Genomic DNA, 13,750 nt, shown 5'->3' on the forward strand with positions numbered 1-13,750 from the left:
TCTGCGTTTAGTTGCCGCGCACTTTATATGGCGCTTGATTTACAACATCTTCTGGTTAACGTTCTACCAGAAAAATCACTAATTCTTTCGTTGCTCCAGACGGCGTAAGGCGCGTTCACGACGGCTTTCCTCACGGCTTCTGTCCAGCAGGATCTCTTCGATAAACGCCAGGTGACGGTGGGACGCTTCACGCGCCTCTTCCGGCTTCCCGGCAATAATTGCTTCAAAAATACGGGTACGGTGACTGCTAACCAGTGGCAGCATTTCACGACGCGCATACAGCAATTCGAAGTTTTGCCGAACGTTCTGGGCCAGCATCGGTTCCATACACCTTAGCAAATGGAGCAGCACCACATTGTGTGCCGCTTCGGTGACAGCAATTTGATACTGGAGTACCGCATCAGATTCGCCGTCAAGATCGCCGGACTGTTGAGCAAGCTCGATCGCATGGTGGAGTTCACGGATACGCGTTTTGTCTTCATCCGTGCTGCGCAGTGCAGCGTAATAAGCCGCAATACCTTCCAGCGCATGGCGCGTCTCAAGCAGGTCAAACTGGGATTCAGGATGGTCGGAGAGCAGCTCTACCAGTGGGTCGCTAAAGCTCTGCCACAGGCTGCTCTGAACAAAAGTGCCACCGCCCTGACGACGAAGCAGTAAGCCCTTCGCTTCAAGGCGTTGGATCGCCTCGCGTAAGGAGGGGCGGGAGACGTCGAACTGTTTTGCCAGCTCGCGTTCCGGTGGGAGTTTTTCTCCGGGGCGAAGTGTCCCCTCAAGAATTAAAAACTCCAGCTGCTGCTCAATCACATCGGAGAGTTTTGGTTGGCGGATTTTGCTGTAGGCCATGATTTCCTGTCTTAAGCCATTTGCCCGGAGTCAATTGGTCTTACCAATTTCATGTTCTTGACGCTAAAGTAACAAAGTATTCACCTTCTGTCCATACAGGTTTTGATTGAAATCAGTAAAGGAGGCATATTTTAACAACATTACAGAAATAACGTTTCAAACATGTAACTATGCACAAATGTTAAATTTACCCACCTCGGGGTAGTTTTAACGGAATTGAAACGAAAAATTATCTCATCTGAACCGATTCACCTGCTTATTTATCGATATATCAACCACTATTAATGAATAGAAATTCAAAATGGAAATTTTGTGGTAGATAAACTCGCATTTACAAATGGTTTCTTTTTATTCAACTCGTCATCTTCCCCGCATAAAGCAGGTGCATTCGCGCTCGCATATCATTATTCTGATCAAGACAAAAGCATTAAGGCAACATTTTATCAAAAGCATCTGTAAACAAATTAATACAACAAACGGAATTGCAAACTTACACACGCATTGCTGCGTAGTTCAAAAAATAAGCACTCGAAATATGAAGAGTAAAACCACACACGAGGTTTCATGATGGAAAGTCAACAGCATGGCGATCAGCTCAAGCGCGGCCTTAAGAACCGCCATATACAGCTAATCGCACTGGGTGGCGCGATTGGTACCGGGTTATTCCTCGGTAGCGCATCCGTTATCCAGTCTGCAGGACCGGGTATTATTCTGGGTTACGCTATTGCCGGCTTTATCGCCTTTTTGATTATGCGTCAGTTAGGTGAAATGGTGGTTGAAGAGCCCGTTGCAGGCTCATTTAGTCACTTTGCTTATAAATACTGGGGCGGTTTCGCGGGGTTCTCTTCCGGCTGGAACTATTGGGTGCTGTACGTGCTGGTTGCCATGGCTGAGCTAACTGCCGTGGGTAAATACATCCAGTTCTGGTACCCGGAGATCCCAACATGGGTGTCTGCGGCTGCCTTCTTTGTGCTGATCAACGCCATCAACCTGACCAACGTGAAAGTGTTTGGTGAGATGGAGTTCTGGTTCGCCATTATTAAAGTCATTGCCGTCGTAGCGATGATCCTGTTCGGCGGCTGGTTACTGTTTAGCGGTAACGGCGGCCCGCAGGCCAGCGTCAGCAACCTGTGGGACCAGGGAGGCTTCCTGCCGCATGGCTTCACCGGTCTGGTGATGATGATGGCTATTATCATGTTCTCTTTCGGTGGGCTGGAGCTGGTCGGGATCACCGCAGCAGAAGCGGATAACCCGGAGCAAAGCATTCCCAAAGCGACTAACCAGGTTATCTACCGTATCCTGATTTTCTATGTGGGTTCGCTGGCGGTTCTGCTTTCCCTGATGCCGTGGACGCGTGTCACGGCGGATACCAGCCCGTTTGTCCTTATTTTCCACGAGCTGGGCGACACCTTTGTTGCTAATGCCCTGAACATCGTAGTGCTGACTGCCGCCCTTTCTGTCTATAACAGCTGCGTATACTGCAACAGCCGTATGCTGTTCGGTCTGGCACAGCAGGGCAATGCGCCGAAAGCGCTGATGAACGTCGACAAACGCGGTGTACCGGTGAACACCATTCTGGTTTCCGCACTGGTGACGGCTCTGTGTGTGCTGATCAACTACCTGGCACCGGAATCCGCCTTTGGCCTGCTGATGGCGCTGGTGGTTTCCGCACTGGTGATCAACTGGGCAATGATTAGCCTGGCACACATGAAGTTCCGCAAAGCCAAACAGCAGCAGGGTGTTACCACCCGCTTCCCGGCGCTGCTCTATCCGCTGGGTAACTGGGTGTGCCTGATTTTCATGGCTGCAGTACTGGTGATTATGCTGATGACGCCGGGCATGGCGATCTCGGTGTACTTAATCCCTGTATGGATTGCCATTCTTGGCATCGGCTACCTGTGTAAACAGAAAACGGCCGGCGCGGTTAAAGCGCATTAATCCCCCCCTCCCCCCACCTGCGTCAGGTGGGGGTTGTTACCTGTCTCACACTTTCCCACTCACGACTGTTTAGTCCATATCAGCGGCGTTATCCTGCAACGCAAAAACACCGGTACCGGACAATAATTCTCTCCATATCTCATTAATGGAGTGCAGTTGATGGAAACCAGTAAGCTCACGGTGAAAGAAAAGATCGGCTATGGAATGGGCGACGCCGGATGCAACATCATCTTTGGCGCCATCATGTTGTTTGTTAACTATTTTTACACCGACATTTTTGGTCTGGCACCTGCACTGGTCGGCGTATTACTGCTCTCAGTACGCGTTATCGACGCCGTTACCGACCCTATAATGGGCGCGATGGCCGACCGCACCCGTAGTAAATATGGTCGATTTCGTCCATGGCTTTTATGGATGGCTTTTCCGTACGCGTTATTCAGCGTACTGATGTTTACCACTCCAGAGTGGACCTATAACAGCAAAGTTATCTATGCGTTCGTTACCTACTTCCTGCTATCTATTACTTATACAGCGATCAACATTCCCTACTGCTCGCTCGGCAGCGTCATCACCAACGATCCGAAGGAACGCGTCGCCTGCCAGTCATATCGCTTTGTGTTGGTAGGCATTGCAACCCTGCTGCTGTCCCTCACCTTGCTGCCAATGGCCGACTGGTTCGGCGGGGAAGACAAAGCCAAAGGGTATCAGATGGCGATGGCGGTTCTGGCTTTCATCGGCATGTGTATGTTTCTGTTTTGCTTCGCTACGGTCCGTGAACGCGTACGCCCTGCTGTCCAGACCAATGACGATTTAAAAGCCGATCTGAAAGACGTGTGGAAGAACGATCAGTGGGTAAAAATTCTGCTGTTAACACTGTGCAACGTCTGTCCGGGCTTTATTCGCATGGCTGCCACCATGTACTACGTGACATGGGTTATGCAGCAAAGCACGCAGTTCGCAACGCTGTTTATCAGTCTTGGTGTGGTCGGCATGATGATCGGCAGTATGTTGGCGAAGGTATTAACCGATCGCTGGTGCAAACTGAAAGTCTTCTTCTGGACCAATATTATCCTGGCGATTTTCTCTGCCGCGTTTTACTTCTTCGATCCGAAAGCCACCATGATGATTATGGTGCTCTACTTCCTGCTCAACATCCTGCACCAAATTCCTTCTCCGCTGCACTGGTCGCTGATGGCGGATGTCGATGACTATGGCGAGTGGAAAACCGGTAAACGCATCACCGGAATCAGCTTCTCAGGTAACCTGTTCTTCCTGAAACTGGGCCTGGCGATTGCCGGAGCGATGGTCGGCTTCCTGCTCTCCTGGTACGGTTACGACGCTGGGGTGAAAGCGCAAAGCGACTCTGCCATTAACGGTATTATGCTGCTGTTTACCATCATACCGGGCGTAGGCTACCTGATTACCGCAGGCGTGGTTCGTCTGCTTAAAGTTGACCGCGAGTTTATGCAGCAAATCCAGACAGATTTAGAAAAGCGCCGCGCCAACTACCGTGAACTGAATGAATACCACGATATAAAAACGACTGAAACCGTAAGGAAAGCCTAATGAATCAGTGGCCAAATCCCTTTATTGAACAGCGTGCCGATCCGTTTATCTTACGTGACGGTAGCCACTATTATTTCATTGCTTCAGTACCCGAATATGACCGACTGGAGATACGCCGGGCCGACTCGCTGGAGGGGTTGCGCACCGCCGCCCCGGTTGTCGTCTGGCGCAAACCAGAAAGCGGCCCCATGAGCCAACTCATCTGGGCACCCGAAATCCATCATCTGGCAGGCAAGTGGTACATCTATTTTGCTGCCACTCACACACAGTCGCTCGACAAGCTGGGGATGTTCCAGCATCGCATGTTTGCGCTCGAATGTGCCGACGCCGATCCGCTGACCGGGCAGTGGACGGAGAAAGGTCAGATTAAAACGCAGTTTGATACCTTTGCGCTTGATGCCACCACCTTTAACCATCAGGGAAAACAGTGGTACCTCTGGGCGCAGAAGTCGCCCGATATCGCCGGAAACTCCAATATCTATCTCGCTGAGCTGGAAAATCCATGGACGATTAAAGGCGAGCCGGTCATGCTAAGTCACCCTGAGTATGACTGGGAATGCCGGGGTTTTTGGGTCAATGAAGGTCCTGCCGTCATGGTTCACGGCGATAAGCTGTTTATCAGCTATTCCGCCAGCGCCACCGATGAGAACTACTGTATGGGATTATTGTGGATTGACCTCAACGCCGATCCGCTCAACCCGCAGAACTGGCACAAATCACCGCGCCCGGTCTTTACCACCAGTTATGAAAACCGCCAGTTTGGGCCAGGACATAACAGCTTTACACAAACGCCGGAAGGTGAAGATGTGCTGGTGTATCACGCGAGAAACTACACCGAAATCGAGGGCGATCCGCTGTACGACCCAAACCGCCACACTCGTCTGAAGCTCGTGCGTTGGGACGAAAACGGCATGCCAGATTTTGGCATCCCGCCTGCTGATACGAACTAAACCGCTGCACTGCCCGGTGGCGCTAACGCTTACCGGGCCTACACGTTTTTTCATTGTAGGCCGGATAAGCATTAGCGCCATCCGGCACAACGCTATACTAATGCCCCATAAATGGTGAGCACCGCAATAACCACCACCACCACAAACGAGGTTTTCTTCGCCAGCGAAACGGCGGCTTTTGGCGTTTCGACTTTATCGGTGTGCGGTTCACGCGCCAGCGAGAACTGCGCCAGACGCGTAAGCACCTGATATTGCGACGTGTGCAGATCCGCAAGCGAGGCAAACCAGGCCGGCAGCGCTTTCTCACCATGTCCCAACAGCGCATAGACCACGCCCGCCAGACGCACCGGGATCCAATCCAGCACATGCAGGATCGCATCAATGCCTGATTGCAGACGCTGGTGCGGTGTCTGATAGCGCGCCAGCCAGGACTGCCAGGCGCGTAAAAAAGCATAACCAACCAGCGTCACAGGTCCCCACGGACCACCGACAATCAGCCAAAATAACGGCGCCAGATAAAAACGGAAGTTGTTCCATAACAGCGCGTTCTGCAGTTCGCGCAAGAATTCACGCTCATCGCAGTCCGGCGGAACCCCATGGATAAGCGTCAGCTCGCTGGCCATCGCATCACGGGCGTGAGCATCATCGCGAGCAGCCGCGTTCAGGTAAGCGTGGTAGTGAAGGCGCGCCTTGCCAGCACCGATGCACAGCAAGCCAATTAAGATCCACGCCACCAGCAACGGAACATTAAACAACAGCCCATGAAGTGCGCGCAGTAGCAGAAATGTCACTCCCATCGCAATCAGAGTCATGCCTACCGTACGCATCATCGAAAAATGCTTAATCCGGCGGAAAAAAGCTGCAATCCGGTGATCAAGCTGCCAGTGCTCACCCAGCTTAAACAGGCGTTCAACAATCAACACCAATAATGTTGTAAACAGCGTCATGTCATCTCCTTGTGCGACGAGGGGGTGACCAGGGCGCGGAACCTTGCCCAGTCAAAGGACGGCCCGGGATCGGTCTTACGCTCGGGCGCAATATTGCAATGTCCTGTCATGTTGTTAGCAATGGCCGGATAACGCGTAATCAGAGTATTCGTCACGGCAGCCAGTTGCTGATACTGCGCATCGGTATAGGCCAGCGTATCCGTCCCTTCCAACTCAATACCAATTGAAAAATCATTACAGCGTTCCCGCCCTTGATAGCTCGACACACCCGCATGCCAGGCGCGTTTATCAAAAGGCACATATTGCACGATTTCACCGTCACGGCGAATCAAACAATGGGCCGAAACACGCAGATGGGCGATCCCGGCAAAATAAGGATGGGCGTTGGGATCAATCGTGCCCGTAAACAGCGCGTCTATCCACGGGCCGCCAAACTCGCCGGGCGGCAGGCTGATATTATGCACCACCAGCAGAGAAGGGTTTTCGTCATCCGGGCGGCAATCGTAATGCGGAGAGGGGACGCGTCGCGCCTCTGCCAGCCAACCCTCGTCTAACAACATGCAGAATCTCCTTATTGGTGGTGCTCATATCAGGTTCAGGGTAGCATGTTTCCACCTTATGATTCGTTAGCAATTTGGAGTTTTATCATGCCGCCTCGCCGCTATAACCCTGACTACCGACGTGACGCGCTGTTGGAACGCATAAATCTGGATATCCCTGCCGCTGTAGCTCAGGCGCTGCGTGAAGATTTAGGCGGAGAAGTTGATGCCAATAACGATATCACCGCACAGCTTTTACCCGAAGACATGCGCTCCCATGCCACCGTAATCACCCGCGAAGATGGCGTTTTTTGTGGAAAACGTTGGGTGGAAGAGGTCTTTATTCAGCTGGCTGGCGATGATGTCAACATCACCTGGCATGTCGAAGATGGCGACAGCATAAAGGCCAATCAGCCGCTGTTTGAACTGGACGGCCCTTCCCGCGTTTTACTGACCGGTGAACGTACTGCGCTGAATTTTGTGCAGACGCTTTCAGGTGTAGCGAGTGAAGTGCGTAAATACGTCGACCTGTTAGCGGGAACCAAGACCCAACTGCTGGATACCCGCAAAACCCTGCCGGGACTGCGTACCGCGCTAAAATACGCCGTATTGTGCGGCGGCGGCGCGAATCATCGTTTGGGGCTGTCCGACGCCTTCCTGATTAAAGAAAACCACATTATTGCTTCCGGCTCGGTACGTCAGGCCGTCGAAAAAGCCTTCTGGTTGCACCCGGATGTGCCGGTTGAAGTCGAAGTAGAAAGCCTGGATGAACTGGACGACGCGCTGAAAGCCGGGGCCGATATCATCATGCTCGATAACTTCGAAACTGACCAAATGCGCGAAGCGGTAAAACGCACCAACGGCCAGGCGCGTCTGGAAGTGTCGGGCAACGTCACCCATGAAACGCTGCGCGAATTTGCCGAAACCGGTGTGGACTTTATCTCCGTTGGCGCGCTGACCAAACATGTTCGCGCACTCGATCTCTCCATGCGATTTCGCTAATTGCTGATTGTATTGCCCGATGACGCTTCGCTTATCGGGCCTACTACACAGGTTTATTCCGTAAGCCGAATACGGCATTTACACCACCACCCGGCAGTTTCTTCGAGTCTCTTCGCAAGTACATTGTCTGACTCTGTAATTTCGTAAAAATCCTCTGAACCCGCTTTCCCGTTTTGTTTTTTGTCTCTCGCCGTCCTCCCGTCGGTTTGCCAAAGTAGCGCCAGCAAACTCAAGGAGCGAACGATGAACAAGCAACGAGGCTTTACGCTTATCGAACTCATGGTGGTGATTGGCATTATTGCCATCCTTAGCGCCATCGGCATTCCGGCATATCAAAACTATCTGCGCAAAGCCGCGCTGACGGACATGCTGCAAACCTTTGTCCCCTATCGCACGGCGGTTGAGCTCTGTGCACTGGAGCATGGCGGAACAGATACCTGCGATGCCGGAACGAATGGTATTCCCTCTCCAACAACTACCCGTTACGTCTCAGCCATGAGCGTTGAAAAGGGAGTTGTCAGCCTTAGTGGGCAGGAAAGCCTGAGCGGGCTAAGCATCACCATGACACCAGGTTGGGACAATGCCAACGGCATTACCGGCTGGAACCGAAACTGCGTCATCCAGAACGACAGCGCATTGCAGCAGGCATGTGAAGACGTTTTCCGCTTCGATACCCACTAAGGAACAGAGATGAATACCACCCAACTTACGGCACTATGCCAACGTTATCAGGCAATATTACTGGATGCAGACAATGAAGTGGTGCATATCGCCGTCGTAGACGCCCCATCACACGAGCTGCTGGATGCGCTGCATTTTGCCACCACCCGACACATCGACATTGTCTGCTGGACACGTCAGCAAATGGAAGGCCACACGCATACACCGCAGACAATGCTTCCGGCAGTAGTCACGAAAAGCAGCGCCAGCGCGGCAGACTTGCTGAATCAGACGTTTCATTCCGCTCTGACGCAACGGGCTTCTGATATTCATTTTGAACCCGAGGAAAATCACTATCGAATCAGATTACGCGTAGATGGCGTGCTTCACGCTTTACCGGAAGTCACGACCGAGATGGGCATTGCCATCACCGCAAGGTTAAAAGTATTAGGCAGCCTGGATATCGCCGAGCATCGGCTTCCACAAGACGGACAATTTACCGTTGAGATTTCAGGAGAGCCGGTCTCGTTTCGCATCGCCACCCTACCCTGTCGCTACGGCGAAAAAGTCGTGTTACGGCTACTTCATCAGGTCGATCAGTCACTGGAGATCGCGGCGCTGGGAATGCAAGACGCGCAGCTGGCCGCATTTTCGCAAGCCTTGCAGCAGCCTCAGGGGTTGATTCTGGTCACCGGACCTACCGGAAGCGGCAAAACGGTCACGCTGTACAGTGCGCTGCAAACCCGAAACACCCCGGATGTGAATCTTTGTAGCGTGGAGGATCCGGTAGAGATCCCGATCGCAGGTCTCAACCAGACGCAAATTCACCCACGCGCCGGTTTGACTTTTCAGGGCGTATTGCGCGCGCTGCTGCGCCAGGATCCCGACATTATCATGGTGGGTGAAATCCGCGATGGCGAAACGGCAGAAATAGCCCTTAAGGCCGCACAAACAGGTCATCTGGTTCTTTCTACGCTGCATACCAATTCCACCAGTGAAACGCTGGTGCGCCTGCAACAAATGGGTGTCGCACGCTGGATGATCGCCTCCGCGCTGACGCTCGTTATTGCACAGCGGTTGGTCAGAAAGTTGTGCCCCCATTGCCGACAACGTCAGAGTACGCCTATCACGCTCCCGAAAACTGTCTGGCCTACACCACTACCGAATTGGCAGGCCCCTGGCTGCAAACATTGTTATCACGGATTTTATGGTCGTGCGGCATTGTTTGAAGTGCTCCCTGTTACTCCGGCATTACGTCAGAGTATTGCCAGTGGCACATCCGTAGACGAAGTGGAATCTGATGCTCAGCAATCAGGAATGAGAACGCTTTTCGAGAATGGCTGTCAGGCCGTCGAGCAAGGGTTAACGACATTTGAAGAGCTGATTCGTGTACTGGGCATGCCTCATGTCCACTAAACAGCTTTGGCGCTGGCAAGGCATTAACAACGAAGGTAAATCGCTGGAAGGCACACTATGGGCCGATACCCGACCGTCATTGATACTGGCTCTTGAGAAACAACAGATTACGCCGCTGCGCATTAAACGTATGCGTGTCAAAACCTCGCACTGGAGCCGAACAAGAAGTGCCGAAACCATACACCAGCTGGCGACATTGCTAAAAGCAGGGTTAACGCTCTCAACAGGGCTAGCTCTGCTTGCTGAACAGCATCCCAGCACTCAATGGCAGGCGCTACTGCGTACGCTGGCTTACGATATGGAACAGGGCATTACCCTCTCCACCTCGTTATCACAATGGCAACACGTTTTTCCGCCCCTTTATCAGGCAATGATCCGTACCGGAGAACTTACGGGTAAGCTGGACGACTGCTGTTTTGAACTCGCCTACCAGCAAAAGAAACAACAGCAACTTGCTGATAAAGTTAAAAAAAACCTGCGCTATCCGATCATCATCATAACAATGGCGGTGATGGTCGTATTTGCGATGCTGCAGTTTGTACTCCCTGAGTTTGCCGCTATCTACCAGACGTTCAACACCCCGCTACCGGCGCTCACTCAGTGGATTATTACCATCGCACACTGTAGCAGCCAATGGGGATGGCTGGCGGTAGCGCTTGGCCTGGTAGCAGTTGCCACACATCATTTGATAAAGCAGAAACCGTACTGGCTCATTCTGCGCCAGAAATTGCTGCTCAGCCTCCCGGTCATAGGGACGATGGTGAGAGGGCAAAAACTCACGCAGATATTCACTGTTCTGGCGTTAACGCAAAATGCGGGCATTCCCTTTTTGCAGGGTCTTGAGAGCGTTACCGAAACGCTGGCTAACCCTTTCTGGTCGCAACGTTTAGCACTGGTTCAGCAGGACATCAGCTCAGGAAAACCGATCTGGTTAGCACTTAAAAATAGCTGTGAATTCAGCCCATTGTGTATACAGCTGGTCAGAACTGGTGAAGCTTCCGGCTCGCTGGATGCAATGCTGCGCAATCTTGCTCATCACCATGGCGAGAAAACCCTGGCTCAGGCTGAGAATTTGGCTGCATTACTTGAGCCTGCGTTGCTGGTCATTACGGGGCTTATCATCGGTACGCTGGTCGTCGCGATGTATTTACCGATTTTCCATTTGGGAGATGCGATGAGCGGGGTAGCATAGATTCAAATGCCGGATGGCGGCGTAACGCCATCAGGCATTTACAGAACTAGCTGTTCTTACAGGCTATTGAAAACGCGGTTTTCTTGTTCCTGTACACGAATAAACGTTGTACGTTTGGTCAGCTCTTTCAGACGGGATGCGCCCACATAGGTACAAGCAGAACGCAAACCGCCGAGGATATCGCGAGCGGTATTATCAACCGGGCCGCGCAGTGGCAGCTTGACGGTTTTACCTTCTGCAGCGCGGTACTGTGCAACACCACCTACGTGACGCGTCATGGCAGATTCAGAGCTCATACCGTAGAACAGCATGAATTTCTCACCGTTCTCTTCAACAATTTTGCCGCCACTTTCTTCATGACCAGCCAGCATGCCGCCGAGCATCACGAAGTCTGCACCGCCACCGAACGCTTTTGCCACGTCACCCGGCATGGTGCAGCCGCCGTCGCTGACAATCATGCCACCCAGACCGTGGGCTGCATCGGCGCATTCAATAACCGCAGAAAGCTGTGGATAGCCAACGCCGGTTTTTACACGCGTGGTACATACAGAACCTGGGCCAATGCCGACTTTGACAATATCAGCACCGGAGAGTACCAGCTCTTCGCACATTTCACCGGTGACCACATTGCCCGCACAGATCGTTTTAGTCGGCCATGCTTCACGCGCTTTCGACACGAACTGAACAAAATGCTCTGAGTAGCCATTAGCCACATCAATGCAGATAAAGTTCAGCGCGGGGTTGAGCGCCAGAATCTGTTTAGTTTTTTCGAAATCTGCATCAGACGTACCGGTTGAAACCATTACGTGTTTGAGCACATCGGCAGAGCTCTCTGCGATGAAGGCGGCCCAGTCTTCAACAGAATAGTGTTTGTGCACAGCGGTCAGGATGTCGAAGGAAGCCAGTGCCGTTGCCATGGCAAACGTCCCGACAGTGTCCATGTTCGCGGCAATAATAGGTACGCCGGACCAGGTCTGACCTGAATGCTTAAAGGTAAATTGACGTTCCAGCTCAACATCGGAACGGCTTTTGAGAGTAGAACGCTTAGGGCGGATAAGAACGTCTTTGAAACCTAACTTCAGATCTTCTTCGATACGCATGTGCGGATTCCTGGGGTTAATGGCGAAAAATCGAAACTCACAACTCCAGTGACGCTATCATACGCACTAATCAATGCCGCGCAAGACTGCGAAATTCTCTTTTTTTACGCTACAATCCCATAAATTTACCTGGCGAATAGTAGGTTAATCCTGCAGCAGCCTCGCCTTCGCACGCATAACTTTTAACTGTTTGATAATCAAACTTAAACTCCAGGATCGGCATCTATGAGGTATACGGTAGCCTTAACCGGCGGCATTGGCAGTGGTAAAAGCACCGTTGCAAATGCGTTCGCTGACCTCGGAATAAACGTCATTGATGCAGATATTATTGCGCGCCAGGTGGTTGAACCCGGCACACCTGCTCTTAAGGCGATCGAAGAACATTTTGGTTCCGACGTTATAGCCGCAGACGGATCGTTGCAGCGACGCATTTTACGCGAACGCATTTTTTCCAATCCTGAGGAGAAAAGCTGGCTGAATGCCCTGCTTCATCCGCTTATTCAGCAGGAAACGCAGCGTCAGTTTCAGCAAGCAACCTCTCCTTATCTGCTATGGGTTGTCCCTTTGCTGGTGGAAAATTCGCTGTATAAAAAAGCCGACCGCGTACTCGTGGTGGATGTCACCCCCGAAACCCAGCTCAGACGCACCATGCAGCGTGATGACGTCACGCGTGAGCATGTTGAACAAATTCTTGCTGCCCAGGCAACGCGTGAAGCGCGGCTGGCCGTGGCAGACGATGTTATTGATAATAATGGCGCACCGGAAGCCATCGCCTCGGATGTCGCCCGCCTGCACGCGCTCTATTTGCAATGCGCGTCGCAGTTTGTCTCACAGGAAAAACCGTAATGCACACCCAGGTCCTTTTTGAACACCCTCTCAATGAGAAGATGCGTACATGGCTGCGCATTGAGTTTTTAATCCAACAGCTCTCCGTTAATTTGCCCATTGCTGACCATGCCGGCGCTCTGCATTTTTTCCGCAATATCGGAGATTTACTGGATGTATTTGAACGCGGCGAAGTCCGTACCGAACTCCTCAAAGAACTGGAGCGACAGCAGCGTAAACTCCAGGCCTGGGTCGAAGTTCCCGGCGTCGATCAAAGCAGAATAGACTCTTTGCGTCAGCAGCTAAAAAGTGCAGGCAGCATTCTGATTTCTGCCCCGCGTATTGGACAGACGCTGCGCGAAGATCGTCTGATTGGTCTCGTACGTCAGCGTTTAAGTATTCCTGGCGGGTGCTGCAGTTTCGATCTGCCGACCCTGCATATCTGGTTACACCTGGCACAGTCGCATCGTGACGCGCAGGTTGAAACCTGGCTTGCCAGCCTGAATCCGCTCAATCAGGCGCTGTCGCTGGTACTGGATTTAATTCGCAACTCAGCGCCGTTTCGTAAGCAAACCAGCCTGAATGGTTTTTATCAGGACAACGGCGAAGATGCAGATCTGCTGCGCTTACAGCTGCCGCTTGATTCGCTGCTTTATCCGCAAATTTCTGGTCATAAGAGCCGTTTTGCCATCCGCTTTATGCCGCTGGATAGCGAGAATGGTCAGGTGCCTGAGCGCCTCGATTTTGAACTGGCGTGCTGTTAAGGAGTCAA

General features: G+C 52.1%; 13 protein-coding genes. 9 read left to right on the forward strand and 4 right to left on the reverse strand.

The features are described from left to right. Positions 1–78: 78 nt before the first annotated feature. Entirely contained in the window at positions 79–843 is a 765-nt protein-coding gene (pdhR, locus tag BZK40_RS17040) for a pyruvate dehydrogenase complex transcriptional repressor PdhR (protein WP_003018699.1), read from the reverse strand. A 564-nt stretch (positions 844–1,407) separates the two neighbouring features. Here pdhR and aroP point away from each other — a divergent pair. The 3 genes from aroP (at position 1,408) to BZK40_RS17055 (ending at position 5,297) form a co-directional block, all read left to right on the forward strand. Then, positions 1,408–2,781 (forward strand): aromatic amino acid transporter AroP, encoded by a 1,374-nt coding sequence (gene aroP, locus BZK40_RS17045; protein ID WP_008786209.1) that lies wholly within the window; start codon positions 1,408–1,410, stop codon positions 2,779–2,781. A gap of 159 nt (positions 2,782–2,940) precedes the next feature. Then, positions 2,941–4,347 (forward strand): glycoside-pentoside-hexuronide (GPH):cation symporter, encoded by a 1,407-nt coding sequence (locus BZK40_RS17050; protein WP_079934993.1) that lies wholly within the window; start codon positions 2,941–2,943, stop codon positions 4,345–4,347. Further along, positions 4,347–5,297 (forward strand): glycoside hydrolase family 43 protein, encoded by a 951-nt coding sequence (locus BZK40_RS17055; protein ID WP_079934994.1) that lies wholly within the window; start codon positions 4,347–4,349, stop codon positions 5,295–5,297. Before BZK40_RS17050 ends, BZK40_RS17055 begins: the two co-directional genes overlap by 1 nt. Positions 5,298–5,389: 92 nt before the next feature. Here BZK40_RS17055 and ampE read toward each other — a convergent pair whose 3' ends face one another. Both ampE and ampD read right to left on the reverse strand, forming a co-directional pair. Further along, positions 5,390–6,244: a beta-lactamase regulator AmpE gene (gene ampE, locus BZK40_RS17060; RefSeq protein ID WP_079934995.1), complete on the reverse strand. Its 855-nt coding sequence runs from the start codon at positions 6,242–6,244 to the stop codon at positions 5,390–5,392. Continuing rightward, positions 6,241–6,804, reverse strand: coding sequence for a 1,6-anhydro-N-acetylmuramyl-L-alanine amidase AmpD (ampD, locus tag BZK40_RS17065; RefSeq protein WP_008786207.1), 564 nt, complete (start codon positions 6,802–6,804; stop codon positions 6,241–6,243). The genes ampE and ampD overlap by 4 nt, the downstream gene beginning before the upstream one ends. A gap of 87 nt (positions 6,805–6,891) precedes the next feature. Here ampD and nadC point away from each other — a divergent pair, with 87 nt between their 5' ends. From nadC to hofC, 4 genes are all read left to right on the forward strand, one after another. Further along, a complete protein-coding gene (gene nadC / locus BZK40_RS17070) occupies positions 6,892–7,785 on the forward strand; it encodes a carboxylating nicotinate-nucleotide diphosphorylase (RefSeq protein WP_003837454.1) in 894 nt (297 codons plus the stop codon). 243 nt (positions 7,786–8,028) lie between these two features. Beyond that, positions 8,029–8,466, forward strand: a complete 438-nt coding sequence (gene ppdD, locus BZK40_RS17080) for a prepilin peptidase-dependent pilin (protein ID WP_008786205.1) — start codon at positions 8,029–8,031, stop codon at positions 8,464–8,466. Between the two features lie 9 nt (positions 8,467–8,475). Further along, the gene (gene gspE, locus BZK40_RS17085) at positions 8,476–9,861 is read left to right on the forward strand and encodes a type II secretion system protein GspE (RefSeq protein WP_079934996.1); all 1,386 of its coding nucleotides are present in this window, start codon (positions 8,476–8,478) and stop codon (positions 9,859–9,861) included. Further along, positions 9,851–11,053 carry a protein transport protein HofC gene (gene hofC, locus BZK40_RS17090; RefSeq protein ID WP_079934997.1) on the forward strand — a complete coding sequence of 401 codons (1,203 nt, stop codon included), beginning with the start codon at positions 9,851–9,853 and terminating at the stop codon, positions 11,051–11,053. The genes gspE and hofC overlap by 11 nt, the downstream gene beginning before the upstream one ends. A 56-nt stretch (positions 11,054–11,109) precedes the next feature. Here the strand turns inward: hofC and BZK40_RS17095 are convergent, their stop codons facing one another. Further along, complete coding sequence (locus tag BZK40_RS17095) at positions 11,110–12,153, reverse strand: GMP reductase (protein ID WP_003829510.1); 1,044 nt, start codon at positions 12,151–12,153, stop codon at positions 11,110–11,112. A 225-nt stretch (positions 12,154–12,378) separates the two neighbouring features. Between BZK40_RS17095 and coaE the strand changes: the two genes are divergently transcribed. Together coaE and zapD are read left to right on the forward strand one after the other, a co-directional pair. Continuing rightward, positions 12,379–12,999 (forward strand): dephospho-CoA kinase, encoded by a 621-nt coding sequence (gene coaE / locus BZK40_RS17100; protein ID WP_003829511.1) that lies wholly within the window; start codon positions 12,379–12,381, stop codon positions 12,997–12,999. Then, a complete protein-coding gene (gene zapD / locus BZK40_RS17105) occupies positions 12,999–13,742 on the forward strand; it encodes a cell division protein ZapD (protein ID WP_003829513.1) in 744 nt (247 codons plus the stop codon). Before coaE ends, zapD begins: the two co-directional genes overlap by 1 nt. Positions 13,743–13,750 lie beyond the last annotated feature (8 nt).

This window comes from Citrobacter portucalensis (assembly GCF_002042885.1).
GTDB lineage: Bacteria > Pseudomonadota > Gammaproteobacteria > Enterobacterales > Enterobacteriaceae > Citrobacter > Citrobacter portucalensis.

Coding starts and splice junctions, on each gene's coding strand:
- zapD (WP_003829513.1), top strand. CDS start 12,999: ATGCACACCCAGGTCCTTTTTGAACACCCTCTCAATGAGAAGATGCGT.
- BZK40_RS17095 (WP_003829510.1), bottom strand. CDS start 12,153: ATGCGTATCGAAGAAGATCTGAAGTTAGGTTTCAAAGACGTTCTTATC.
- ppdD (WP_008786205.1), top strand. CDS start 8,029: ATGAACAAGCAACGAGGCTTTACGCTTATCGAACTCATGGTGGTGATT.
- hofC (WP_079934997.1), top strand. CDS start 9,851: ATGTCCACTAAACAGCTTTGGCGCTGGCAAGGCATTAACAACGAAGGT.
- gspE (WP_079934996.1), top strand. CDS start 8,476: ATGAATACCACCCAACTTACGGCACTATGCCAACGTTATCAGGCAATA.
- nadC (WP_003837454.1), top strand. CDS start 6,892: ATGCCGCCTCGCCGCTATAACCCTGACTACCGACGTGACGCGCTGTTG.
- ampE (WP_079934995.1), bottom strand. CDS start 6,244: ATGACGCTGTTTACAACATTATTGGTGTTGATTGTTGAACGCCTGTTT.
- aroP (WP_008786209.1), top strand. CDS start 1,408: ATGATGGAAAGTCAACAGCATGGCGATCAGCTCAAGCGCGGCCTTAAG.
- coaE (WP_003829511.1), top strand. CDS start 12,379: ATGAGGTATACGGTAGCCTTAACCGGCGGCATTGGCAGTGGTAAAAGC.
- pdhR (WP_003018699.1), bottom strand. CDS start 843: ATGGCCTACAGCAAAATCCGCCAACCAAAACTCTCCGATGTGATTGAG.
- BZK40_RS17055 (WP_079934994.1), top strand. CDS start 4,347: ATGAATCAGTGGCCAAATCCCTTTATTGAACAGCGTGCCGATCCGTTT.
- ampD (WP_008786207.1), bottom strand. CDS start 6,804: ATGTTGTTAGACGAGGGTTGGCTGGCAGAGGCGCGACGCGTCCCCTCT.
- BZK40_RS17050 (WP_079934993.1), top strand. CDS start 2,941: ATGGAAACCAGTAAGCTCACGGTGAAAGAAAAGATCGGCTATGGAATG.